This is a genomic window from Streptococcus sp. A22, from assembly GCF_043674215.1.
Classification (GTDB): Bacteria; Bacillota; Bacilli; order Lactobacillales; family Streptococcaceae; genus Streptococcus; species Streptococcus suis_V.
In genome coordinates this window covers 22271-46319 of sequence record NZ_JBIMJQ010000014.1, presented here as the reverse complement: position 1 = coordinate 46319, position 24049 = coordinate 22271, and the positions used below count along the sequence as shown (strand labels likewise).

Genomic DNA, 24049 nt, shown 5'->3' with positions numbered 1-24049 from the left:
TGCCTGTGAAAACAGTTGATAAAGCCAATCAAATTATTCAGACAGAAAAAGGAAACGTCAATCCGATTTTCAAACCGCAAGCCCATTTAACACCAGAAACAGGCTGGATGAACGACCCCAATGGATTTATCTACTTCCGTGGAGAATACCATTTGTTCTACCAATTCAACCCTTACGAGAGTGTTTGGGGGCCAATGCACTGGGGGCATGCCAAAAGTAAGGACTTGGTCAACTGGGAACACCTTCCAGTTGCCCTTGCTCCAGACAAGGACTACGATAAGGACGGCTGTTTCTCGGGCTCTGCCATTGTCAAAGATGATGTTCTATGGCTCATGTATACCGGTCATATCAACAATGAAGACGGGACAGTTAGCCAAGTTCAGAACATGGCCTTCTCAACTGACGGTATTCACTTTGAAAAAATCGAGCAGAATCCAGTCGCAACAGCAGATGGACTGCCAGAAGAAGTCATCGCCAATGACTTCCGCGATCCGAAGATTTTTGAGAAAGATGGTCACTACTACTCTGTTGTCGCTACCAAGCACAAGGACAATGTCGGCTGTATCGTCTTACTCAGCTCTCCCAACCTGACGGATTGGACATTTGAGTCTATCTTCTTGAAAGGTGAGGCCAACCAAGGCTTTGTCTGGGAATGTCCTGACTACTTTGAAGTGGACGGTCAAGAGTACCTGATTATCTCTCCAATGCGTTACCAAAAAGACGGAAATGACTTTATCAATATCAACTCCAACATCTTTGTGACAGGTCATGTGGACTGGGACAAGAAAGTCTTTGTGGCAGATTCCTTTAAGGAAATCGACCATGGGCATGATTTCTATGCAGCTCAAACGACTGAAGGTCCAGAAGGCGAACGTGTCATGATTGCCTGGATGCACACTTGGGGACGCAAGTTGGTGACCAATGACCTAGGCCATAAGTGGTACGGTCAGATGACTCTTCCACGCATTCTCAAGAAGACTGAAAACGGATTGCACCAAGTTCTGCCAACAAGTGTCTTGGAAGCCTTCAAGGATATTGAAATTGGACAAAGCATCCAAGGTCCAAGCAAGCTCTCTCTTAAACTGGAAGACAGTTTGGAGTTAAAACTTGGAAGCGACCAAGACTACCTACAATTTGGTTACGACAAGGAAAGTCAAGAAGTCTATATTGACCGTAGCCACCTCAAAATCCAGCAAGCTGGTGAAGAGGAATGGTCAACCGTACGTCGAGCGGTCACGGTTCAAGCGACAGACTTGTTGGTTTTGGTTGACAGCAACTGTGTGGAAATCCTTGTCAACGAAGGGCAGGAAAGCCTGACATCGACTTTCTATATTGAGGGTGATTACCAAGTCACCGATCTAGATTAACTGCCCCCTAAAATTCAAGACCTGCTTGTGCGGGTCTTTTCTAATGGGCCTGAGGTGTTTATCATCCCTCCCAGGCATTTTTTACAGAAAAAGAGTATAATGTTTGAAAAGTTTCCTTTGGGGGAGGTTAGGATGGAATTTAGGAGAAAAGCAGCTGGTATCGGTGTTTGTGTCATTATTGCCTTGGCCAGTCAGTGGCTGGGAAGTCAATTTCCGCTGGTTGGTGGAGCAGTCTTTGCCTTGATAATAGGACTGGTCTTAGCATTTTTTATCAAGGATAGCTATGTTTTGGATGCTGGATTGGCCTTTACATCTAAAAAAATATTGCAATATGCGGTTATTCTACTAGGGTTTGGTCTCAATCTGGGTGTCATCTGGGAGACTGGCAAGCAGTCCTTGCCTATTATCCTTGCGACAATTTCAACAGCCCTGCTAGTGGCCTATCTTGGGCACAAGTATTTTGCGATTGAAGCACCGATTGCAATCCTGGTCGGAGTTGGTTCTTCGATTTGTGGGGGTTCTGCCATTGCAGCGACAGCGCCTGTTATCAAGGCCAAGGATGAAGAGGTTGCCCAAGCCATCTCGGTGATTTTTTTCTTTAATCTCTTGGCAGCACTGCTATTTCCCAGTTTAGGAAAAATCCTGGGATTTTCCACCCAATCGGGTCAAGAATTTGGCTTGTTTGTAGGAACTGCCATCAATGATACCTCCTCTGTCACAGCGGCAGCAAGCACCTGGGATAATCTTTACCAGCTGGGAAGTCAGACCCTAGATACAGGTGTAACAGTCAAATTGACACGAACTCTGGCCATCATACCGATTACTCTTGTTCTGGCCATTCTGCAAGCCAAAAAAGCTCGGTCCAGCCAGTCAGATTTCTCGCTCAAAACGGTCTTTCCGACCTTTATCCTCTTTTTCCTTGGGGCCAGTCTTTTTACGACGATTTGGACTGGTCTGGGCTATTCTCAAGCAATTTTTGCGCCCATCAAGGATTTGTCTAAGTTCTTCATCACCATGGCCATGGCAGCGATTGGACTCAAGACAGACCTGCTTCATCTGCTCAGGACAGGTGGAAGAGCCATTCTGCTAGGGGCCAGCTGCTGGATTAGCATTACCTGCATCTCCCTCCTCTTGCAGTATCTGCTAGGGATGATTGGCTAGTCAGGAATTTATAAACCTGTATTTACAGTTCAACACCTTTAACTAAGGAAATTTTCTAAATGACATTTACTTGTAAATACAGCTTCTTAGAAAGTAAGCGAGGACTTGCTCACAAGAGCGGTCCTTTTATGGTATAATTAAATCTATGATTTCAGGAATTATCAATTTAAAAAAAGAGGCTGGCATGACCAGTCATGATGCGGTTTTCAAGCTCCGCAAGATCCTACAGGAAAAGAAAATTGGCCATGGCGGGACCCTGGACCCAGATGTGACAGGTGTTCTGCCCATTGCGGTTGGCAAGGCTACTCGCATGATTGAGTTCATGCAGGAGGAGGGCAAGGTCTACGAGGGCGAGATTACCATTGGCTACTCGACTACGACAGAAGATGCGTCCGGGGAAACTTTGGAGACGACGCCTGTTTTGGAAATAGCAGAGCAGGCAGTGGATGAGGCTATGGCTAGCTTTGTCGGTCGGATTACCCAGATTCCGCCTATGTACTCAGCTGTCAAGGTCAATGGCCGTAAGCTCTATGAATATGCACGAGCAGGAGAGCAGGTAGAGCGTCCCCAACGCCAGGTGGACATTTACAGCTTTGAACGCACTAGCCCTATTCAGCTGTCAGACGGCTGTGCCAGATTTACGTTCCGTGTCAAATGCGGCAAGGGAACCTATGTTCGGACCCTGTCTGTGGACCTGGGTGCCAAGCTAGGTTATGCCAGCCACATGTCCAAATTGGAGCGGACTGGTTCAGCAGGCATGTGCCTGGATGACGCACTGACCTTGGAGGAAATAGCGGCCTTGGTTGCTAGAGATGATTTCTCCTTCCTTCGTCCCATTGAGCAAGGCATTGGTGACCTGCCGATTGTGACCTTGAATGAAGAGCAGGTGGCAGATGCTGGCTTTGGCCGTTTTCTCCAATTGGATGCCAGTGCAGACCGAGTAGCTGGCTTATATGAGGACAAGTTGATTGCTGTTTTTGAAAAACGAGACGACCTCTACAAACCAAGCAAGGTTTTTGCCTAGTTTTCGTCCAAAAATATGATAAAATAAACTGTTATGGAAATTATAGAGATAAATGATTACAGGGATTTGAACCAGCAGGAGCCTACGGTGCTGGTTTTGGGTTATTTTGATGGGATTCACCTGGGCCACCAGGCACTCTTGCAGCGGGCCAGAAAAATTGCGGATCAAGAGGGGTTGACCGTGACGGTTTTGACCTTTCCTGAGTCCCCCAAGTTGGCTTTTGCCCGCTTTTCGCTGGACTTACTCCTTCATTTGACCAGCCGGGAGAAACGCTACCAGCTCTTGGCAGACCATGGTGTAGACCGGCTATTTTTGACGCCCTTTACCAGTGAATTTGCCAGCAATCAGCCGGAGCAATTTGTAGAACGCTATATCAAGGGGCTCAAGGCTCAGGTCTTGGTGGCAGGTTTCGACTATCATTTTGGCAATTGCAGAGCAGATGTTACGGCTTTGGCAGAACTGTTTGATGGTCGGGTTGAGGTTGTGGAGGCAGTGACCATGGGCGGTGAAAAAATTTCTTCCACCCGCATTCGCCAAGCTATTAAAGAAGGGAATGTCACCCTTGCTAATCAATTGCTGGGCTACACCTTTACGACTCAAGGCCTGGTTGTTCACGGGGATGCTAGAGGTCGAACCATTGGCTATCCTACCGCTAATTTGGCTCCTTACGATAGAGTTCATCTACCGTCGGACGGTGTTTATGTAGCAGATGTAGAGGTCGGTGGCCGACGTTACCGAGCCATGACCAGCGTAGGGAAAAATGTCACCTTTGATGGGACTGAACTGCGGATTGAGGCCCATATTTTTGACTTTGAAGACTTTATCTACGGAGAAAGCATGACTATTTTCTGGTTGGAAAAAATTCGTGACATGATTAAGTTTGATGGCATTGAGGCTCTGATGGAGCAGATGAAGAGTGATGAAGCCTATTCACTCAACTGGGGGCAGCATGATTAAAAAATGGGTCCAACACCCTATTTATGAAAAGGTCATGACCTATCTGGCCCTGGCCTACGTTCTTTTGATTGTCTTGGAACTGCTAGATACCAGCCTTGTGTATAATTCTGGCTTTCAGACCTTGGATTGGTGCCTCTGGTTCATTTTTGTAGTGGACTATTTCGTTCAGCTTTATTATGCAGAAGATAATCTGCAATATATACAGGACCATATCTTGGAATTGATTGCCATTATTCCCTTCGATTCGGTCTTTCGTTTCCTGCAGATTGGTCGGCTGGCGCGGCTTTTTCGCCTGGTCAAGGTTGCCCGCATTTTTGCCCTATCCAATCGTTTCTGGGACACGCTCAATAAGCTCCTCCACACCAATAGCCTGTCCAAGGTTCTGATGCTCAATGTATCAGCTGTCCTAGTGGCCAGTGGGGTCCTGTCTATCATCGAGAAGAAGTCCTTCTTTGATGCTCTCTGGTGGTCTATTGTGACCATGACAACGGTTGGTTACGGGGATATTGTTCCTACGGATACTGTTTCAAAAATTATGGCCATCCTCCTGATGTTGATTGGCATCTGCACCTTCGGTATGGTGACCTCGACCATTACCCGCTTTTTTACCGACAATGAGCGCGAGACCAAGATGGATATTCTCCTTGCCAAAATCGAGGAACAAGGTTTGAAGATTCAGGAGTTGGAGAAAAAAATCGACATTTTGATTAAGAAAGAGGAATAAATCCAGGAATAGCCTTGAAAACGTTCTAAAGTTGCGATATAATATAAGTGATTAGGAATGTAGAAGGGAGCTGAAACAGATGATTACCTTGTTTTTATCGCCAAGCTGTACTAGTTGTCGCAAGGCGCGTACATGGTTGACCAATCATGAAGTCCCTTTTATTGAGCACAATATTATGACCAGTCCGCTGACTGCTGTCGAGCTTAAGCAAATTTTAGCCTTGACAGAAAATGGAACGGACGACCTCATTTCGACACGTTCTAAGGTTTTTCAAAAGTTGAATGTGGATGTCGATGACCTGTCCATTGGTCAATTGATTGAATTGATAGAAACCTATCCGAGTCTCTTGCGTCGTCCCATTATCTTGGATGAAAAGCGGATGCAGATTGGGTTTAACGAAGATGAAATCCGTGCCTTCCTTCCTAGAAAATACCGTAAACAAGAATTAAAAAATGCTACATTGCGAGCAGAAATAGGATAAATTGATATGAACAAAAATTATTCATATCCACTTGATTTTTCGTGGAGCACAGAGGAGATTTCCTCCGTGCTTTCTTTTTTGAATCAGGTGGAGCTGGCCTATGAAAAGGGAGCTGATGCAGGACAGGTTTTGACAGCCTACCGTGCCTTCAAGGAAGTGGTTCCCAGTAAGGCCCAAGAAAAGCAAATTGACCGTGATTTTGAGGATGTTTCTGGCTACTCTAGCTACCGTGTAGTCAAGGCTGCCCAAGAAAGGCAGAAGGGGGTGGTCAGACTTGGACGCTAAATACCAGTTTGCCCTGACGATTGTCAAGGAAGCCGGGGACTTTCTCCTGGAACATCTGGACGACCAGTTGGAAATCACTGCAAAGACTAATCCCCAGGACTTGGTAACCCATGTGGATATGGCTATCCAGGAGCGTCTCAGTCAGGCTATTTTATCGCATTATTCTGACGACCATATCTTTGGTGAAGAAGGTGGCGATGTTTCCAGCATTGATACTGGTCATGTCTGGGTCATCGACCCTATTGACGGGACCACGAATTTTATCGCGCAGAAGGCGGATTTTGCCATTATGCTGGCTTATTTTGAAGAAGGAAAAGGGATTTTTGCGGTCATTTACGATCTCATGAATGATGAGATTTTGCATGGTGGTGCTGACTATCCTGTCAAGCTCAATGACCAACTCTTGCCTGCTCCCCAGAAGAAGGATTTTGCCTACAGTTTGCTGGGGCTCAATGCCAAGATTTATGCAGAAAATGCCTATGGTTTGCGGGATTTGGCCCAGCAAACCCTGGGGACGCGATCGGTAGGAAGTGCTGGAATTGGCTTTTTACAGGTTTTGAAGGGGCGTCTTCTGGCCTACGCTTCCTATATTTACCCCTGGGATTATGCGGCAGCAGCCATACTTGGTCAGGCCCTTGGGTTCAGTCTCCTGAGTTTGGAAAATGACCAGCCACTTTACCAGGGACGGGAGTATGTTCTCTTGGTGGCCGACGCCAATGTTGAAGAAGTAAAAAGGTATCTGACATCATGAATTTACCACAAGATTTTATTGATAAATATAGTGAATTGCTTGGACCAGAAGCCCAAGCATTTTTTGAGAGTTTTGACCAGCCAGCTGTTTCAGGGTTTCGTACCAATCCGCTTAAAGAGGCCCAGATGGAATTTGTGGATGCCATTCCGGACATGCCCTGGTCTTACTATGGCAAAGTTTCAGGAAAATCCCCTGAGCACGTGACAGGTCTGGTCTATTCCCAGGAACCGGCCGCTCAGATTGTCGGTCAAGTAGCTGCGCCTGCAAAAGGGATGAAAGTCCTGGACTTGGCGGCAGCCCCAGGAGGCAAGTCGACCCACCTGCTTTCCTATCTGGATAATACTGGCCTCTTGGTCAGTAACGAAATATCGACCAAGCGTTCCAAGATTTTAGCTGAAAATATTGAACGGTTTGCTGCCAGAAATGTTATCGTGACCAATGAATCAGCCGACCGTTTGGCAAAGGTTTTCCCTTCCTATTTCGATATGATTGTTCTGGATGCCCCCTGCTCAGGTGAGGGCATGTTCCGCAAGGATCCGGATGCCATTCAGTACTGGTCTGCGGACTACCCGGCCCAATGTGCGGCTCTACAGAGAGAAATCTTGGAGTCTGCAATAGAGATGCTGGCTCCCCAGGGACAACTGATTTATTCAACCTGCACCTGGTCGCCTGAGGAAAACGAAGAAATTGTAGCCTGGTTAGTAGAAGAATTTCATCTAGAGTTGGTGGATATTCCTAAAATAAATGGAATGGTGGAGGGCATTGGCTGTCCTGAGACGGCTCGTATGTATCCGCACCATTTCAAGGGGGAAGGGCAATTTGTGGCCAAGTTCCGCTATGTCGGTCAGGGAAGAAGCAAGAAAGTCAAGTCTGGCAAGTCCAATCTCAACCGGGAACAAAGCCAGCTCTGGAAGGAGTTTGCGGAACAGCAGTTGCGGGTTCAGTTGGACGGTCTCCTGCAGGTCTTTGGCGACAATCTCTATCTCTTGCCTGCCGGTCTGCCAGACTTATCCAAGGTTAAGATTGCCCGAAATGGTCTTCATCTGGGCGTTTTCAAGAAGAAACGTTTCGAGCCAAGTTTTGCCCTTGGTCTTGCCCTGCATAGCCATGAGGTGAAAAAACGAGTGGACATTGGCTTGGATGATTTCACCGCCTATGTGGCTGGTCAGCCTCTTGAAGTGTCCAAGGATTTGCCTAATGGTTGGTATCAGGTAGCGGTTGCTGGCAATGGTCTGGGATTTGCAAAAATTGTCAATGGGACCTTGAAAAACAGCTTTCCCAAAGGCCTTCGTTTTTAAGAGATGCAAGCAGATTATTTTTGCAACTTGTACGGTTATATGTTATAGTGGAATGGTGGAAAAATCTTGTAAATTCTATGTAAAAAATACATAAAATAGAGGAGATTCCACTGAAAAATGTAAAGGAAAAAACGACATGAAAAAAAAGCATAAGCTAGGTATTGCAGCTTTATTTTTAGTTTCTAGTTTGGCCCTTTCTGCTTGCTCGTCATGGATTGATCGTGGAGAATCCATTACAGCAGTAGGGTCGACAGCCCTCCAACCCTTGGTTGAGGCGGCAGCGGATGAATTTGGCTCTGTCAACATCGGTAAGTCTGTCAATGTCCAAGGTGGTGGTTCGGGTACTGGTTTGTCACAGGTTCAGTCAGGAGCTGTCCAAATTGGTAACTCAGACGTATTTGCTGAGGAGAAGGATGGGATTGATGCCAGCCAGCTGGTGGACCATCAAGTAGCAGTTGCAGGTCTAGCGGTCATTGTCAACGAAGAGGTGACAGTAGACGACATCTCGACAGAGGACTTGCGTAAAATCTTCACTGGTGAAATTACCAACTGGAAGGAGCTAGGTGGTAAAGACCTTCCAATTTCCATTATCAACCGTGCAGCAAGTTCGGGTTCTCGTGCGACCTTTGACGGCATCATCATGCAAGGTGAAAAAGCCATTCAAAGTCAGGAACAGGATTCAAACGGGATGGTTAAGTCCATTGTAGCCCAAACGCCAGGAGCGATTTCTTATTTGGCCTTTGCCTATCTAGATGAGTCAATTCATACCATTAAATTGAACGGGTTTGAACCGACGGCTGAAAATGTAGCGACCAACGACTGGCCAATCTGGGCTTACGAGCATATGTACACCAAGGGCGAGCCTGAAGGTTTGACCAAGGAATTCTTGGACTACATGTATTCAGAAGAAGTCCAAGAAGGTATCGTTGTCAGCATGGGCTATATTTCTATGAATGCCATGAAAGTTGAAAAGACAGCTGATGGCGTGGTCACAGAGAAGGAGTAGAAATGAAAAATCAACAACTTGAAAAAGAATTGTCAACCCCTTCCAAGAACTCTCGTTTAGAGAAATTTGGTCAAATTTTGACCTTCCTTTGCTTGAGCTTGATTGTCTTCATCGTTGCCATGATTTTGATTTTCGTGGCCCAACGCGGACTTTCGACCTTCTTTGTGGATGGCATTAGCATTGTAGATTTCTTGTTCGGTGACAAGTGGGAACCGGCATCCAAAACTTTTGGTGCCCTACCAATGATTTCTGGTTCCTTTATCGTTACCATCCTGTCAGCAGTGATTGCAACGCCGATTGCTATCGGAGCAGCAGTCTTTATGACAGAGATTTCACCAAAACGTGGTGCTAAGATTCTCCAGCCAGTTATCGAATTGCTAGTCGGTATTCCATCAGTAGTTTATGGTTTCATCGGTTTGCAGGTGGTGGTACCCTTTGTCCGCTCCATCTTTGGCGGGACAGGTTTTGGTATCTTGTCAGGTGTATTCGTACTCTTCGTCATGATTTTGCCAACTGTAACCTTTATGACAGTGGACAGCTTGAAGGCCGTTCCTCGTCACTACCGTGAGGCAAGTTTGGCCATGGGTGCGACGCGTTGGCAGACTATCTGGCGCGTTATACTGAACGCAGCTAAACCAGGTATTTTTACAGCTGTTATCTTCGGTATGGCCCGTGCATTTGGTGAGGCCTTGGCTATTCAGATGGTGGTGGGTAACTCAGCGGTTATCCCAACGTCCTTGACAACACCTGCTGCGACCCTGACCTCTGTCTTGACCATGGGTATCGGTAACACGGTAATGGGAACGGTCCAGAACAACGTCCTCTGGTCACTGGCCCTTGTCTTGCTCTTGATGAGCTTGGTCTTCAATATGATTATGAAATTTATTACGAGAGAGGGTAAGAAAAACTATGCACGCTAAGAAAATGGATAAACTGGCGACTGGTATTCTTTACTCTATCGCTACAGTTATCGTCGTTATTTTGACAGCCCTTATCCTCTTTATCCTATTAAGAGGGTTGCCTCATGTAGACTGGCATTTCTTGACCAGCAAGTCATCTTCCTATAAAGCAGGTGGTGGTGTTGGTATCCAACTCTACAATTCCTTCTTCCTCTTGGTTGTAACGCTTTTGATTTCAGTTCCTCTGTCAACTGGTGCTGGTATCTACCTAGCGGAATATGCTAAGAAAGGTCCGTTGACCAACTTTATCCGTACCTGTATTGAAATCTTGTCCTCTCTGCCATCGGTAGTCGTTGGTTTGTTTGGTTACTTGATTTTCGTTGTCCAGTTTGAATATGGTTTCTCTATCATCTCAGGTGCCTTGGCCCTGACTGTATTCAACCTGCCACAGATGACCCGTAACGTTGAGGATAGCCTGCGCCACGTTCACCATACACAACGTGAGGCCGGTTTGGCCCTTGGGTTGTCACGCTGGGAAACCGTTCTCCACGTGGTCATTCCTGAGGCTTTGCCAGGTATTGTTACTGGTATTGTCCTTGCATCCGGTCGTATCTTCGGTGAAGCAGCAGCTCTGATTTATACCGCTGGTCAATCAGCTCCGGCCCTTGATTGGTCCAACTGGAACCCGCTCAGCGTTACCAGCCCGATTTCGATTTTCCGTCAGTCAGAAACCCTAGCGGTTCATATCTGGAAGGTCAACAGTGAGGGAACGATTCCTGATGCGACACAAGTATCTGCAGGTTCTGCAGCCATCCTCTTGGTATTTATCTTGATTTTCAACCTTTCTGCCCGTTATATCGGTAAGAAACTTCATGCGAAAATGACTTCTGCAGCATAAGCAGTCGACTTATAAGGAGAAAAAATGGCAGAATATAACTGGAATGAACGCCATATCATTACCTTCCCAGAAGAAAAAATTGCCCTTTCGACAAAGGATGTACATGTTTACTACGGTAAAAATGAGGCTATCAAGGGCATTGATATGCAGTTCGAGAAAAATAAAATCACAGCCTTGATTGGTCCGTCAGGTTGTGGGAAATCGACTTACCTTCGCAGTCTCAATCGGATGAATGATACCATTGATATTGCCAAGGTAACCGGCCAAATCCTCTATGAAGGAATTGACATTAACAAGCCAAACATGAACGTTTACGAAATCCGTAAGCACATCGGTATGGTTTTCCAACGTCCCAACCCATTTGCTAAGTCCATCTACAAAAACATTACCTTTGCCCATGAGCGTGCAGGTGTCAAGGACAAGCAAGTCTTGGATGAAATCGTGGAAAACTCGCTCAAGCAAGCAGCCCTCTGGGACCAGGTCAAAGACGATTTGCACAAGTCAGCCTTTACCTTGTCAGGTGGTCAGCAGCAACGCCTCTGTATCGCGCGTGCTATCTCTGTAAAACCACAGATTTTGCTTATGGATGAGCCAGCTTCAGCCCTGGACCCAATTGCGACGATGCAGTTGGAAGAAACCATGTTTGAACTCAAGAAGAATTATACGATTATCATCGTGACTCACAACATGCAACAAGCAGCCCGGGCCAGCGATTATACAGCCTTCTTCTACCTGGGTGATTTGATTGAGTATGATAAGACATCAAACGTCTTCCAAAATGCCAAACTCAAGTCAACCAGCGACTACGTTTCAGGACACTTCGGATAGAAAGGAGACACCATGACAACACCTATTTTACAAGTAAAAGATTTGTCTGTTTACTACAATAAGAAAAAGGCTTTGAACAGTGTCTCTATTGATTTCTACCCAAATGAGATTACAGCCTTGATTGGTCCTTCAGGTTCTGGTAAATCAACGCTTTTGCGGTCTATCAACCGTATGGGCGATTTGAACCCAGAAGTAACCTTGACAGGAGCTATTGATTACAACGGCAAGAATATTTATAGTCCACGCACAGATACTGTTGACTTGCGCAAGGAAATCGGGATGGTCTTTCAGCAACCCAACCCATTCCCAATGACCATTTATGAGAATGTTGTCTATGGTCTTCGTATCAATGGTATCAAGGATAAGGCCGTCTTGGATGAGGCAGTAGAACGTTCGCTCAAAGGTGCTTCTATCTGGGATGAGGTCAAGGATCGTCTCCATGACTCGGCCTTGGGTTTGTCAGGTGGTCAGCAGCAACGTGTTTGTGTGGCCCGTGTATTGGCAACCAGTCCTAAGATTATTTTGATGGATGAGCCTACCTCGGCCCTTGACCCGATTTCGGCTGGTAAGATTGAAGATACGCTCTATGGCTTGAAAGAAAAGTACACCATGGTTCTGGTTACCCGTTCTATGCAGCAGGCGTCCCGTATCTCAGACCGTACTGGTTTCTTCTTGGATGGCGACTTGATTGAGTACAATAAAACCAAGGAAATGTTCTTGAATCCAGCTCACAAGGAAACCGAAGACTATATTACTGGTAAATTCGGTTAATCTTCATTTAGATATAGAAAAGAGATATATATGTTAAGAGCACAATTTGAAGAAGAATTAGGAAAATTGCATAATCAATTCTATGCCATGGGGAACGAAGTACAGGCGCAAATCAACAATGCAGTCCGTGCCTTTACAACTCATGACCGTGAATTGGCTAAGGAAGTCATCGAGGCAGATAGCAAAATCAATGAGTTTGAAGTCAAACTTGAGAAAAAGTCACTTGAAATCATTGCCTTGCAACAGCCTGTATCAACAGACTTGCGCCGTGTTATCACTGTCTTGAAGGCAACCAGCGACTTGGAGCGTATGGGAGACCATGCTGTTTCTATCGCCAAGGCGACTATCCGCATGAAGGGTGAAGTTCGTATCCAGATTGTTGAAGATGAAATCAAGAAGATGGGTAAAGAAGTCCGTAATCTGGTAGAAGCGGCTCTGGATCTCTACTTGAATGCATCAGAAATCGAAATAGCCTACGAAGTGGCAGCTCGTGATGAAATCATCAATAATTTCTACGCGACAATCCAGGAATTGACCACTGAAGAAATCAAGAAAAATCCGGACGCTTTGATTGCCGGACGTGATTACTTCCAAGTCTTGACCTACCTGGAGCGTGTAGGGGATTACGCGAAAAATATCTGTGAGTGGATGGTCTATCTCCGCACAGGTGATATCACAGAATTGTAAGAATAGCATAAACTATTGAAGTCTTTAGCATCCGTCTAGAGGCTTTTTTCTTGGGTTCTGTGTCTTGATTGTTGGGGTGAGAGTTAGGGTCTGCTTCTCAGGGGAATTGTCTGCTTTTAGTAGGAATTGGCGCTAAAATATGGTATAATGAAGGGTATTCGTTAGAATGTTTTAATACTCTTCGAAAATCAAAAATATCCGTCGTCAAGCGCATTGGTGAGTGAAAAGCCCCGGGGGAGGTTTTCAGCCTGTCGCCTTGAAACGAGAGAACGACAGAGTTCTACCTTCGGCGTTTTTGAGGCGAACAAGTTCGCTCTATTTCCAGCCTTCAACTGTTCCCCAAACAGTTGAAGCTAGGCTAGATTGATTTTCATTAAGTATAACTAGAAAAATAAGGGATGAACATGACAGAAGAAATCAAAGATTTACAAGAAAAAGCCCAGGAATATGATGCCAGTCAAATTCAGGTCCTAGAGGGACTGGAGGCTGTTCGCATGCGTCCGGGTATGTATATCGGGTCTACTTCTAAAGAAGGCCTCCACCACCTGGTTTGGGAAATCGTCGACAACTCGATTGACGAGGCACTGGCAGGCTTTGCCAGCAAGATTGAAGTCTTTATTGAGCCGGATAATTCGATTACGGTTGTTGACAATGGCCGTGGTATCCCGGTTGATATTCAGGAAAAAACAGGTCGTCCGGCCGTTGAGACAGTCTTTACCGTTCTCCACGCCGGTGGTAAATTTGGCGGTGGTGGCTACAAGGTGTCAGGTGGTTTGCACGGTGTAGGTTCATCGGTCGTCAATGCCCTGTCTACCCAGCTGGATGTCCATGTCTATAAAAATGGTCAGGTATATTATCAAGAATACCGTCGTGGTGAAGTGGTAGATGATTTGAAGGTCATTGGTGAGACAGACCGCAATGGTACTACCGTTCACTTTATTCCAGACCCAGAAATCTTCACGGAAACGACCGAGTTTGACTTTGCTAAGCTCAATAAACGTATCCAGGAATTGGCCTTCCTCAACCGTGGTTTGCAGTTGACCATCAGCGATAAGCGTGAGGGGCAGGAGCAGACCAAGGAGTACCACTATGAGGGCGGTATTGCCTCTTACGTGGAATATCTCAATGAAAATAAGGATGTCATCTTTGAGACGCCGATTTACACAGACGGTGAGATGGACGACATCACCGTCGAAGTGGCCATGCAGTACACGACCAGCTACCATGAAAATGTGGTCAGCTTTGCCAACAATATCCATACCCATGAAGGCGGTACCCATGAGCAAGGTTTCCGTACGGCCCTGACTCGTGTTATCAATGACTATGCTAAGAAAAATAAAATCCTCAAGGAAAATGAGGACAATCTGACTGGTGAGGATGTTCGTGAGGGTCTGACCGCCGTTATCTCTGTCAAGCACCCTGGACCGCAGTTTGAAGGTCAGACCAAGACCAAGCTGGGCAACAGCGAAGTTGTTAAAATCACCAACCGTCTCTTCTCAGACGCCTTTGCGGAGTTTCTTTTGGAAAATCCACAAATTGCCCGTCGAATTGTAGAAAAAGGCATTCTGGCCAGCAAGGCTCGTATTGCTGCCAAGCGGGCGCGTGAAGTCACCCGTAAGAAGTCAGGTTTGGAGATTTCCAACCTGCCTGGTAAATTGGCTGATTGTTCGTCAAATGACGCGACTAAGACAGAGCTCTTTATCGTCGAAGGGGATTCGGCTGGTGGTTCGGCTAAATCTGGTCGTGACCGTGAGTTCCAGGCCATTCTGCCTATCCGTGGTAAGATTTTGAACGTGGAAAAGGCCAGCATGGATAAAATCCTGGCCAACGAAGAAATCCGTAGTCTCTTTACAGCTATGGGGACTGGTTTTGGGGCAGATTTTGATGTTGAGAAAGCTCGCTACCAAAAATTGGTCATTATGACCGATGCCGATGTCGACGGAGCTCATATCCGAACCCTTCTCTTGACCCTCTTTTACCGTTACATGCGTCCGATTGTCGAAGCGGGTTACGTCTATATTGCCCAGCCACCAATCTATGGTGTCAAGGTCGGAAGTGAGATTAAGGAATACATCCAACCAGGAGCCAATCAAGAACAAGAACTCCAGGCAGCCTTAGAAAGACATAGTACAGGACGTTCCAAGCCAACCATTCAGCGGTACAAAGGTTTGGGAGAAATGGACGATCACCAGCTCTGGGAAACAACCATGAATCCTGAAAATCGTCTTATGGCACAAGTTTCAGTAGATGATGCTGCTGAGGCAGATAAAATCTTTGATATGTTGATGGGAGACAAGGTTGAACCCCGTCGCGAGTTTATCGAGGAAAATGCGGTTTACTCAACATTGGATATTTAGAACATATTCACTGAAAAAAATTGTGCACTAGCTAGCAATATATGGTATAATAAGGCGATATATTCTAGTAAATTACTATACTATCTAAGGAGAACTACATGTCTAAAGGAACAATCTATTTAATCGTAGCGATTGTTGTTATATTAATTGTTGCCTATGTAGCCTGCCTTATTATCCGAAAGAAAAACGAGCAAAAGTTGCTTCAATTGGAGGATCGTAAGGAAGAGCTATTCAACCTACCAGTGAACGATGAAGTTGAGCAAGTTAAGACCTTGCACTTGATTGGTCAGAGTCAAATTTCCTTCCGCGAGTGGAATCAAAAATGGGTGGATCTTTCCCTCAATTCATTTGCAGATATTGAGAACCATATTTTTGAAGCAGAAGGGTTTAACAATGCTTTCCGCTTTGTCAGCACAAAGAATGCTATTGACAGCATTGAGAGCCAGATTGACCTGATTGAAGAAGATATCACGTCAATCCGTCAAGGCTTGGCAGAGCTTTCCGAACAAGAAGAGAAAAATACTGGTCGTGTCAAATACGCCTTGGATATGTTTGAAGAATTGCAGGCAACTCTGCAGAAAAATTCAGGCAAGTACGGCGATACACTTCCAGAGCTTGAAAAGCAAGTTAAGAATATCGAAGTGGAATTTTCAGAATTCGTTATGCTCAATTCTTCTGGTGATCCGCTTGAGGCAGCTGAAATTCTGAACAAGACAGAGGAGCACATGATTGCCCTCAATCAAATCATGGATCTAATCCCTGCCTTGGTGGAGAAAGTGGATGTAGACTTCCCAGAGCAGTTGGAAGATTTGGAGTCTGGTTACCGTAAGTTGGTTGAGCAGAATTACCTGTTCACAGAGACGGACATTGAGTCGACTTTCCAGGAAATCCGTGTTGCTATTCGTGAAAATTCAGCCCTCATCGTGTCATTTGATTTGGATGTGGCTGAGGCTGAAAATACCCACATTCAAGAGCGCATTGACCATCTCTATGATGTATTCCAGAAGGAAATTGATGCTCACAAAGTGACAGTTAAAATCAGCAAAACCCTACCCAAGTATTTGGAGCATATCCGCAGCAATTCAGATAAATTGACAGAAGAGGTTAACCTTCTTCAAGCTACCTACGTTTTGGCGGATAGCAAGGTTTCTCGTATTCAACAATTGGCAAATCGCTTGACATCACTGGATGCTGTTGTGACAGAAGGTGTTGAAGATTTGGACAATCCTCAGGTAGCCTATTCAATTCTTCAGGAGCGCTTGGAACATGCCCTTGCAAGTTTGAAAGAAATTGAAGAAGAGCAGCTAGTCTTGGCAGACTATCTCAAGACCCAAGAGGATTCAGAAAAATCGGCTCGTATCAAAGCAAATCTCTACATTCATAAGCTGCACACCCTGAAACGCTTTATGGAAAAACGAAATCTTCCTGGTATTCCAGAATATTTCCTTTCAAGTTTCTTCCGTACCAGCGATCAGGTGGAAGCTTTGGCGGCAGAGTTAGAGTATTCAAAAATCAATATTGAAATCATTAATCGATTGTTGGAGAATGCGACCTATGATATGGAAAAATTAGAAGAAATTGCCTACTCAATCGTTCAGTATTCTACACTGACAGAGCAGTTGCTTCAGTATTCTAACCGCTACCGTTCATTCGACGAGAATATTCAAAAAGCCTTCAATCGTTCGCTTGCAATTTTTGAAAAAGATTTTGATTATCAAGCATCATTTGAAGAAATCTCATTTGCCTTGGAAGCAGTTGAACCAGGCGTTACAGAACGTTTTGTTCGTTCATACGAAAAGACTCGCGAAAGCATTCGTTATTAACAGAAGATTAAGGACTGAAGCAGTAGCTTCGGTCCTTGTTTGCGCTTTGGAGATTGCAGCGAAGCAATTGGATTAAGGTTGAAAGGACAGTTGTATAGGTGCAATCTGCATAGAAAAACTCCTCAGAATGGTCATTCTAAGGAGTAGTGAAATATGTCAACAGGTTTCAAATTAATGACACAGGGAAAGGAAGTTAGCTTATCTCCCATTTCCTAATTCCCTGCGCTGGTGCTGGTTTCCGTTGTTGTGTCAGAATCATCTGTGTCGCTGGAAGTTGTCGCACTTGTCTCAGCTGTTTCTTTATGTAATTCCTGATAGCTCGGTGCTTTAAAGAGACTGACGGTCGATTGTTTATTTTTTTGTGCCCAGAGGCTGGTTGACTCTTGACCAAGTGTTTCTTCTCTTTCTAGCAGTTTTTTCAGGGAATCTTGATAGGAATAAGTTGAAACATCTGGGAATCCGATATCGGTTTTTAAGAAACGGAAGAGATCGCCAGTTTGAATAGCATCGCTAGTTGCTAACTGAGAAGCTACCCGATTTTTTATATTTTCGATTTTAGCCAAAGTCGTTTCATCTGGATTGGTGAGTTCGATGCCACTATCGGTGTAGTAGAGCTTGCCAGCATAGGATGTATATTCTGGTGTAACAAAGGTATCTGCTGTTCGCATGGCAACAATCTGTTGTTTCTGCGGTGACAGTAAATCTTGTCCAACTTGTAGGAATTGATTGGTTTCAATGCCTAGTAAGTGCTCAATGGTTGGCAAGGAGTCTATCTCGCCACCGTAGGTATCAATGATTCGTCCCTCTGTCATTCCAGGTACCACAATCATGTAGGGAACCCGTTGTAACATGGCGTTGTCGTATTCGGACCAAGTTTCTGAGTCCTTGCCAATGAGGGCAGCCAAATCCGGGTTACGGGAATTAGAAATACCGTAATGGTCGCTGTAGAGGACAATGATAGAATTTTCGTAGAGGCCACTTTCTTTCAGGTAGTCAAAGAAAGCCTTGACTGCTGCATCGAGATAGTTTGCTGTAGCAAAGTAGCTATTGATGGTCGCATCCTCTCCCTTGGCCAGTGGGAAGCCGACTTCGTCGCCGCTCAAGCTGGTTGTGAATGGATAGTGATTGGATACGAGAATGTATTTGGCGTAGAATGGTTGCTGGAGAAGCTCCAGATACTGAATGGAATCAGCCAGGACAACCTTGTCATTGAGCCCGTATTGGAAGGAATTTTCTTCCGTCGGTTCTGAGAAGTAGGAAATATCAAAGAAGTTGTTGTATCCCCAGCGCTTGTAAGTGTTGTTTCGGTTCCAGAAGGTGCCGGTATTTCCGTGGAAGACAGCTGAGTCGTAACCGGCCAACTTGGATAGGATATAGGGAGCAGCTTGCTGGCTATTGCTTCCCCCATACTGGACCATAAAGGAACCCTGGTCGAGTCCGAATAAAGATGTATCCATCATGGTCTCAGCATCGGAGGTTTTCCCCGCCTTGACCTGGTGGAAGAAGTTTGAGAAAGCAAGGGTAGAGTTGGAATGGTAGAGGGAGTTGAGGAAGGGAGTAACCTCGTATTCCTGGCCGTCGACCTCTAGTTTGTAATCAATGATGAACTGCTGTAGACTTTCCAGGTGCAGGTAGATGACATTTTTCCCCTTGGCCTTGCCAAAAAATTCAGGATTTGGTGCTGCATAATTGGTTTGGATGAAGCTTTGCACAGGCTCCAAATCGGCTGCGCTGGCACCGGAACGGTCCTTCTCCGCAGAATAGGTCTGGTTGGCATTATAGCTTAAGTAGGCTGGCAAGCCCAGGGCCCGAACGATATAGGTATTGGAAAAACCGCGGGACAAGAGCTCTGGGCGATCAATTTCTGCTAAGAATAGGTTGATCGAAAAAAGCAGAACAGATAGTGACGTTAGGGCCAGAGCCTGGTTCTGAGGGAAAACTGAACGTTCTAATCTTATTTTTTTTGCACGAATCAGGAAAATCAGGCCAACAAAATCTAAGAAATAAACCAGGTCCCAGGGACGAAATAACTTGGTCACTGCTTGTCCCTTAAACCCTTCGGAAACGCTGGAAGATGCCAAAATAGTCGAGACGGAGAAGAAATCTGAAAATTCTCGGTAGTAGACGGCATTTGCGAACAGCCAGGCAATGAGGAGAAAGTAAATTGTCCCTGCAGTTGCGTAAAAGAGCTTGCTATTTTTGATATAGAGGGCCAGCCCCAGCAGCAGCAGCCCCAGTGGAATAGGGTTGATAATGGCAATCAGCAACTGGTAGGGGTTGGATAGGTCCAGGTTAAAGTCAACAAAATAGGCCCACAAGGCCTTGAGCCAATAGCTGGTCAAGAGGGCAAGAATAAAAGCCAGTCGGCCACTCAGTTGCTGTTTCATCCATTGGCTAATCTTTTTCACCATTCTAAAGTCCTCTCTGTCCTTTCAAAAAATTTTATAAGCCCCTTCACACCGAAGGCAGATTTAGAAACTAACTCTATATAAGAGTTCCGGTCTGTGAATATAGGTTCTCATCATTATACCACATTATACCACATTTTCAAAACATGCTTGAATTCTAGGAGTTTTTTTGTGAATCGAATAATTTTTTGGTATAATATTTCCATGAAATTGATTCTACATCCCAAAGCTGAAAAAAGGCTAAAAAGAGGACAGCATGGGCTCCTGGAACACGATTTTTTGGTTCAACCGGAGCTGGACAAGTGGGTGGAACTCTATAATCAAGCCAATCAGTTTATTGGTCAGGCCTATATTTCCAAAGAGAATAAGGGCTATGGCTGGTTGGTTAGTTCTACCAAGCAGGCAGTGACAGAGAAATGGTTTGTCAAACTCTTTGAGACAGCCAAATCTAAGCGGCAGGCCTATTTCCATTCGGAGCAGACGACTGCCTTCCGTCTCTTCAATCAAGATGGCGATGGTTTTGGTGGTTTTACAGTGGATTTGTATGCTGACTATGCTGTATTTTCCTGGTATAATTCCTTTGTTTATGGCATCAAAGAGGTGATTATTTCTGCCTTTAGCCAGGTTTATCAAGAACTTGCAGGTGCCTATGAAAAGATTCGTTTTAAAGGATTGGATTATGAGAGTGCACATCTATACGGTCAGGAGGCTCCAGATACCTTTACGGTTTTGGAAAATGGTGTCCGCTATCAAGTTTTCATGAACGATGGATTGATGACGGGAATTTTTCTGGACCAGCATGAGGTCCGTGGCTCACTGATAGATGGTCTCGCAGCTGGAAAATCCCTGCTCAATATGTTTTCCTATACGGCAGCCTTCTCGATAGCAGCGGCTATGGGCGGAGCCAGCCAGACGACCTCTGTTGATTTGGCTAAGCGATCTCGGGAGCTGTCCCAGGCGCATTTTGAGGCAAATGGTGTGGATGTTGACCAACATAGCTTTGTGGTCATGGATGTTTTTGAATACTTCAAATATGCCAAGCGTAAGGGCTTGACCTACGATGTTATCGTTATTGATCCACCAAGCTTTGCCCGTAATAAAAAACAAACTTTTTCGGTTGCCAAGGACTACCATAAGCTGGTCAGTCAGGCGGTGGAGATTTTAGTGCCAAATGGTCATTTGATTTTGTCAACCAATGCGGCCAATCTTTCCCTGGAGAAATTCAAGGACCAGATTGAAAAAGGATTCGGTGCTGTCAAGCATCGCTATGTGACGACCTATCGTCTTCCGTCGGATTTTGTATACAATAAAAAAGATGAAAGTAGTAATTACCTAAAGGTCTTTACAATACAGGTGAAAAAATGAAAATAGTCATTCCGATTATGCCTAGAAATTTTGAGGAAGTGGAAGCCTTAGACGTTGAGCGTCTGGCCGAAGCGGACTTGATTGAATGGCGGGCAGATTATCTGCAAAAAGAAGCTATCTTGACTCTTGCGCCTGCTATTTTTGAAAAATGCAACGGTAAGGAAGTGATTTTCACAGTTCGTACGACGCGTGAGGGTGGCTATCTGGACCTAGATGCCCAGGAATATGTGGACTTAATCAAGGAAGTTGCTGGACTTTATCAGCCTGAGTACATTGATTTTGAATACTATTCATATAAGGCCGTCTTCGACCAGATGCTGGACTTTCCAAATTTGGTCCTGAGCTACCACAACTTTGAGGAGACACCGGCCAACTATCTGGAAATCATGTCTGAATTGACTAGTCTATCGCCAGCTGTTGTTAAGATTGCTGTGATGGCTAAGTCAGAGCAGGATGTTCTGGATGTGATGAACTACACACGAGGTTTCAAAACCCTCAATGCAGAGCAGACCTTTGCGACGATTTCCATGGGTGAGCTGGGTAAACTCACTCGCATCGCTGGTCACATAACTGGTTCATGCTGGACTTTTGCAAGTTTAGATGAGGTTTCTGCGCCTGGGCAAATGTCCCTGGCCAATACCCGAAAGTTTTTAGAGATTTTGGAGAATTAGGATGAGATATTTAACTGCTGGAGAGTCCCATGGACCACGTTTGACGGCTATTATTGAGGGAGTGCCTGCCGGCCTTCCATTGACTGCAGATGACATCAATGCGGACTTGATTCGCCGTCAGGGCGGTTACGGTCGCGGAAGTCGGATGAAAATCGAGACAGACCGTGTGGAAATCACGGCTGGTGTTCGTCATGGTAAGACGACTGGGGCACCGATTACGCTCAATGTGACCAACAAAGACCACCAGAAGTGGCTGGACATTATGGCAGTGGAAGATATTGAGGACAAGCTCAAGTCAAAACGCCGGATCAAGCATCCTCGTCCAGGTCATGCGGACTTGGTCGGCGGGATGAAATACCGTTTTGACGACCTTCGTAATTCCTTGGAGCGGTCATCTGCGCGTGAGACGACCATGCGGGTGGCGGTAGGTGCCGTTGCCAAGCGCATTTTGGCTGAGTTGGACATTGAAATTGCCAACCACGTTGTCGTCTTCGGTGGCAAGGAAATCGACGTTCCAGATGGTCTGACTGTTGCAGAAATTCGTGAATTGGCTGCTAAGTCTGAAGTGTCTATTGTCAACCAGGAACGTGAGCAGGAAATCAAGGATTACATTGATCAAATCAAACGCGACGGAGACACGATTGGTGGTGTTGTCGAGACAGTTGTCGGTGGAGTGCCTGCTGGTCTTGGTTCCTATGTGCAATGGGATAGAAAATTAGATGCAAAATTGGCCCAGGCCGTTGTGTCTATCAATGCCTTCAAGGGAGCAGAATTTGGAGTAGGATTCCAAGCAGGTTATTTGAGAGGTAGCCAGGTCATGGACGAAATCCTGTGGAATGCAGAAGAGGGCTATACTCGCCGCACCAACAATCTCGGTGGATTTGAGGGCGGTATGACCAATGGTCAGCCCCTGGTCATCAAGGGAGTGATGAAACCAATTCCGACCCTCTACAAGCCGCTTATGTCAGTGGATATTGACACTCATGAGCCTTACAAGGCGACGGTGGAGCGTTCCGATCCGACGGCTTTGCCAGCGGCGGGAGTGGTCATGGAGGCTGTTGTGGCGACAGTTCTTGCGACAGAAATCTTGGACAAGTTCTCATCTGATAACCTGGAAGAACTCAAGGCAGCTGTGGCTAGCCACCGTGACTATGTGAAGAATTTCTAGGAGTCTCATGACAAAAACGATTTATATTGCAGGCTTGGGGCTGATTGGGGCCTCTTTGGCCCTGGGTATTCGGAAGGCCCACCCAGATTACCGAATCATTGGCTACAATCGCGGTGAGCAATCGCGGCGCGTGGCTCTGGAGCGGGGCATGGTGGACCTGGCGACAGACAATTTTACCCAGTATGCAGGTCAGGCAGATGTGATTATTCTCTGTGTGCCTATCCAGCAGACTATCGAATTTATCAAAGAACTGAGCCAATTGGACTTAAAAGAAAATGTCCTTGTGACTGACGCAGGTTCGACCAAGGTGGCCATTGTGGCAGCAGCTGAGGAATACCTGGCACCCAAAGGTATCAACTTTATTGGTGGACATCCCATGGCAGGTAGCCATAAATCGGGCGCTGAGGCGGCAGATAGCTTGCTCTTTGAAAATGCCTATTTTATCATGACGCCTTCTAGTCTGACCAAGCCAGATGCAGTGCCACGATTGACAGATTTGTTGTCGGGGACCGGTGCTCGTTTTGTGCAAATCGATGCGGAGGAGCACGACCGGGTAACCAGTCAGGTTTCCCATTTTCCTCACGTTTTGGCATCTAGTTTGATGAATCAGGCTGGGGACTATGCTCTGGACCATCCTTTCACTAATAATTTTGCGGCAGGTGGTTTCAGGGATATGACGCGGATTGCTGAGAGTGAGCCTGGCATGTGGACCAGTATTTTGGTGACCAATCCAGAGCCGATTCTGGGACGGATTGAGGAATTTAAGGCGAGATTGGACCAAGTAGCTCAGCTATTGTCCACAAAAGACCAGGATGCTATCTGGGAGTTTTTCGACCATGGACGGAAGATGCGCAAGGCTATGGAAATTCATAAGCGGGCTGGTGTGGATTCCTTCTATGATTTGTTTATCAATGTTCCGGATGAGGAAGACACGGTCTTGAAGGTGCTGGAGGTCCTGCGAGGAATTTCTATCGTCAATATCCGTATCAACGAGGAAAACCGTGAGGATATTTACGGTATCTTGCAAATTACGTTTAAAAATAAGGAAGATTTGGAGGATGCTGCTGGAAGGTTGCGTCAGCAGACGGACTACCAAATCCACCTAGATTAGGAGAAAATT

The 24049-nt window shown here is 45.7% G+C and carries 22 protein-coding genes; 21 read left to right on the top strand and 1 reads right to left on the bottom strand.

Annotation, left to right across the window (positions count from 1 at the left end):
• Nucleotides 1–5: 5 nt before the first annotated feature.
• From ACHBHN_RS07020 to ezrA, 17 genes are all read left to right on the top strand, one after another.
• Nucleotides 6–1367: a glycoside hydrolase family 32 protein gene (locus ACHBHN_RS07020; protein ID WP_394733843.1), complete on the top strand. Its 1362-nt coding sequence runs from the start codon at nucleotides 6–8 to the stop codon at nucleotides 1365–1367.
• Between the two features lie 132 nt (nucleotides 1368–1499).
• Complete coding sequence (locus tag ACHBHN_RS07015; protein WP_394733842.1) at nucleotides 1500–2528, top strand: YeiH family protein; 1029 nt, start codon at nucleotides 1500–1502, stop codon at nucleotides 2526–2528.
• A 148-nt stretch (nucleotides 2529–2676) separates the two neighbouring features.
• Nucleotides 2677–3552, top strand: coding sequence for a tRNA pseudouridine(55) synthase TruB (gene truB / locus ACHBHN_RS07010; RefSeq protein WP_394731885.1), 876 nt, complete (start codon nucleotides 2677–2679; stop codon nucleotides 3550–3552).
• A 33-nt stretch (nucleotides 3553–3585) separates the two neighbouring features.
• Complete coding sequence (locus tag ACHBHN_RS07005; protein WP_394733841.1) at nucleotides 3586–4509, top strand: bifunctional riboflavin kinase/FAD synthetase; 924 nt, start codon at nucleotides 3586–3588, stop codon at nucleotides 4507–4509.
• Complete coding sequence (locus ACHBHN_RS07000; protein WP_394733840.1) at nucleotides 4502–5233, top strand: potassium channel family protein; 732 nt, start codon at nucleotides 4502–4504, stop codon at nucleotides 5231–5233. Before ACHBHN_RS07005 ends, ACHBHN_RS07000 begins: the two co-directional genes overlap by 8 nt.
• A 79-nt stretch (nucleotides 5234–5312) precedes the next feature.
• Nucleotides 5313–5714, top strand: a complete 402-nt coding sequence (locus tag ACHBHN_RS06995; RefSeq protein ID WP_105110983.1) for a Spx/MgsR family RNA polymerase-binding regulatory protein — start codon at nucleotides 5313–5315, stop codon at nucleotides 5712–5714.
• Between the two features lie 6 nt (nucleotides 5715–5720).
• Entirely contained in the window at nucleotides 5721–5999 is a 279-nt protein-coding gene (locus ACHBHN_RS06990) for a UPF0223 family protein (protein ID WP_105123232.1), read from the top strand.
• Complete coding sequence (locus tag ACHBHN_RS06985) at nucleotides 5989–6750, top strand: inositol monophosphatase family protein (RefSeq protein WP_105123233.1); 762 nt, start codon at nucleotides 5989–5991, stop codon at nucleotides 6748–6750. Before ACHBHN_RS06990 ends, ACHBHN_RS06985 begins: the two co-directional genes overlap by 11 nt.
• Nucleotides 6747–8048: an RsmF rRNA methyltransferase first C-terminal domain-containing protein gene (locus ACHBHN_RS06980; protein ID WP_172010044.1), complete on the top strand. Its 1302-nt coding sequence runs from the start codon at nucleotides 6747–6749 to the stop codon at nucleotides 8046–8048. The genes ACHBHN_RS06985 and ACHBHN_RS06980 overlap by 4 nt, the downstream gene beginning before the upstream one ends.
• Nucleotides 8049–8184: 136 nt before the next feature.
• Nucleotides 8185–9054 carry a phosphate ABC transporter substrate-binding protein PstS family protein gene (locus tag ACHBHN_RS06975; RefSeq protein ID WP_105110979.1) on the top strand — a complete coding sequence of 290 codons (870 nt, stop codon included), beginning with the start codon at nucleotides 8185–8187 and terminating at the stop codon, nucleotides 9052–9054.
• 2 nt (nucleotides 9055–9056) lie between these two features.
• Complete coding sequence (gene pstC, locus ACHBHN_RS06970; protein WP_105123235.1) at nucleotides 9057–9974, top strand: phosphate ABC transporter permease subunit PstC; 918 nt, start codon at nucleotides 9057–9059, stop codon at nucleotides 9972–9974.
• Nucleotides 9964–10851: a phosphate ABC transporter permease PstA gene (gene pstA / locus ACHBHN_RS06965; protein WP_105123236.1), complete on the top strand. Its 888-nt coding sequence runs from the start codon at nucleotides 9964–9966 to the stop codon at nucleotides 10849–10851. Before pstC ends, pstA begins: the two co-directional genes overlap by 11 nt.
• 24 nt (nucleotides 10852–10875) lie before the next feature.
• Nucleotides 10876–11679, top strand: a complete 804-nt coding sequence (gene pstB / locus ACHBHN_RS06960) for a phosphate ABC transporter ATP-binding protein PstB (protein WP_105123237.1) — start codon at nucleotides 10876–10878, stop codon at nucleotides 11677–11679.
• A 12-nt stretch (nucleotides 11680–11691) separates the two neighbouring features.
• Nucleotides 11692–12450, top strand: a complete 759-nt coding sequence (gene pstB, locus ACHBHN_RS06955; RefSeq protein WP_105110975.1) for a phosphate ABC transporter ATP-binding protein PstB — start codon at nucleotides 11692–11694, stop codon at nucleotides 12448–12450.
• 30 nt (nucleotides 12451–12480) lie between these two features.
• The gene (gene phoU / locus ACHBHN_RS06950; RefSeq protein WP_105123238.1) at nucleotides 12481–13137 is read left to right on the top strand and encodes a phosphate signaling complex protein PhoU; all 657 of its coding nucleotides are present in this window, start codon (nucleotides 12481–12483) and stop codon (nucleotides 13135–13137) included.
• A gap of 404 nt (nucleotides 13138–13541) precedes the next feature.
• Nucleotides 13542–15494, top strand: coding sequence for a DNA topoisomerase (ATP-hydrolyzing) subunit B (gyrB, locus tag ACHBHN_RS06945; protein WP_105110973.1), 1953 nt, complete (start codon nucleotides 13542–13544; stop codon nucleotides 15492–15494).
• 98 nt (nucleotides 15495–15592) lie between these two features.
• Nucleotides 15593–17317 carry a septation ring formation regulator EzrA gene (gene ezrA, locus ACHBHN_RS06940; RefSeq protein WP_394733839.1) on the top strand — a complete coding sequence of 575 codons (1725 nt, stop codon included), beginning with the start codon at nucleotides 15593–15595 and terminating at the stop codon, nucleotides 17315–17317.
• A 212-nt stretch (nucleotides 17318–17529) separates the two neighbouring features.
• Here the strand turns inward: ezrA and ACHBHN_RS06935 are convergent, their stop codons facing one another.
• The gene (locus tag ACHBHN_RS06935) at nucleotides 17530–19725 is read right to left on the bottom strand and encodes an LTA synthase family protein (protein WP_394733846.1); all 2196 of its coding nucleotides are present in this window, start codon (nucleotides 19723–19725) and stop codon (nucleotides 17530–17532) included.
• Nucleotides 19726–19929: 204 nt separating this feature from the next.
• Between ACHBHN_RS06935 and ACHBHN_RS06930 the strand changes: the two genes are divergently transcribed.
• The 4 genes from ACHBHN_RS06930 to ACHBHN_RS06915 are packed head-to-tail and all read left to right on the top strand — an operon-like array spanning nucleotide 19930 to nucleotide 24040.
• Nucleotides 19930–21090 (top strand): class I SAM-dependent rRNA methyltransferase, encoded by a 1161-nt coding sequence (locus ACHBHN_RS06930; protein WP_105123261.1) that lies wholly within the window; start codon nucleotides 19930–19932, stop codon nucleotides 21088–21090.
• Nucleotides 21087–21761 (top strand): type I 3-dehydroquinate dehydratase, encoded by a 675-nt coding sequence (aroD, locus tag ACHBHN_RS06925; protein WP_105123240.1) that lies wholly within the window; start codon nucleotides 21087–21089, stop codon nucleotides 21759–21761. The genes ACHBHN_RS06930 and aroD overlap by 4 nt, the downstream gene beginning before the upstream one ends.
• A 1-nt stretch (nucleotide 21762) precedes the next feature.
• Nucleotides 21763–22929, top strand: a complete 1167-nt coding sequence (gene aroC, locus ACHBHN_RS06920) for a chorismate synthase (RefSeq protein WP_167785557.1) — start codon at nucleotides 21763–21765, stop codon at nucleotides 22927–22929.
• Nucleotides 22930–22936: 7 nt separating this feature from the next.
• Nucleotides 22937–24040, top strand: a complete 1104-nt coding sequence (locus ACHBHN_RS06915) for a prephenate dehydrogenase (RefSeq protein WP_257104265.1) — start codon at nucleotides 22937–22939, stop codon at nucleotides 24038–24040.
• Nucleotides 24041–24049: the final 9 nt, after the last annotated feature.

Bases quoted from the DNA above. Each gene is read 5' to 3' on its own strand.
- phoU (WP_105123238.1), top strand. From the start codon at position 12,481: ATGTTAAGAGCACAATTTGAAGAAGAATTAGGAAAATTGCATAATCAA.
- gyrB (WP_105110973.1), top strand. From the start codon at position 13,542: ATGACAGAAGAAATCAAAGATTTACAAGAAAAAGCCCAGGAATATGAT.
- ACHBHN_RS06995 (WP_105110983.1), top strand. From the start codon at position 5,313: ATGATTACCTTGTTTTTATCGCCAAGCTGTACTAGTTGTCGCAAGGCG.
- ACHBHN_RS07005 (WP_394733841.1), top strand. From the start codon at position 3,586: ATGGAAATTATAGAGATAAATGATTACAGGGATTTGAACCAGCAGGAG.
- ACHBHN_RS06915 (WP_257104265.1), top strand. From the start codon at position 22,937: ATGACAAAAACGATTTATATTGCAGGCTTGGGGCTGATTGGGGCCTCT.
- ACHBHN_RS06975 (WP_105110979.1), top strand. From the start codon at position 8,185: ATGAAAAAAAAGCATAAGCTAGGTATTGCAGCTTTATTTTTAGTTTCT.
- aroC (WP_167785557.1), top strand. From the start codon at position 21,763: ATGAGATATTTAACTGCTGGAGAGTCCCATGGACCACGTTTGACGGCT.
- ACHBHN_RS07000 (WP_394733840.1), top strand. From the start codon at position 4,502: ATGATTAAAAAATGGGTCCAACACCCTATTTATGAAAAGGTCATGACC.
- pstB (WP_105110975.1), top strand. From the start codon at position 11,692: ATGACAACACCTATTTTACAAGTAAAAGATTTGTCTGTTTACTACAAT.
- ACHBHN_RS06980 (WP_172010044.1), top strand. From the start codon at position 6,747: ATGAATTTACCACAAGATTTTATTGATAAATATAGTGAATTGCTTGGA.
- ACHBHN_RS06990 (WP_105123232.1), top strand. From the start codon at position 5,721: ATGAACAAAAATTATTCATATCCACTTGATTTTTCGTGGAGCACAGAG.
- aroD (WP_105123240.1), top strand. From the start codon at position 21,087: ATGAAAATAGTCATTCCGATTATGCCTAGAAATTTTGAGGAAGTGGAA.
- pstB (WP_105123237.1), top strand. From the start codon at position 10,876: ATGGCAGAATATAACTGGAATGAACGCCATATCATTACCTTCCCAGAA.
- pstC (WP_105123235.1), top strand. From the start codon at position 9,057: ATGAAAAATCAACAACTTGAAAAAGAATTGTCAACCCCTTCCAAGAAC.
- ezrA (WP_394733839.1), top strand. From the start codon at position 15,593: ATGTCTAAAGGAACAATCTATTTAATCGTAGCGATTGTTGTTATATTA.
- ACHBHN_RS06930 (WP_105123261.1), top strand. From the start codon at position 19,930: ATGAAATTGATTCTACATCCCAAAGCTGAAAAAAGGCTAAAAAGAGGA.
- pstA (WP_105123236.1), top strand. From the start codon at position 9,964: ATGCACGCTAAGAAAATGGATAAACTGGCGACTGGTATTCTTTACTCT.
- ACHBHN_RS07015 (WP_394733842.1), top strand. From the start codon at position 1,500: ATGGAATTTAGGAGAAAAGCAGCTGGTATCGGTGTTTGTGTCATTATT.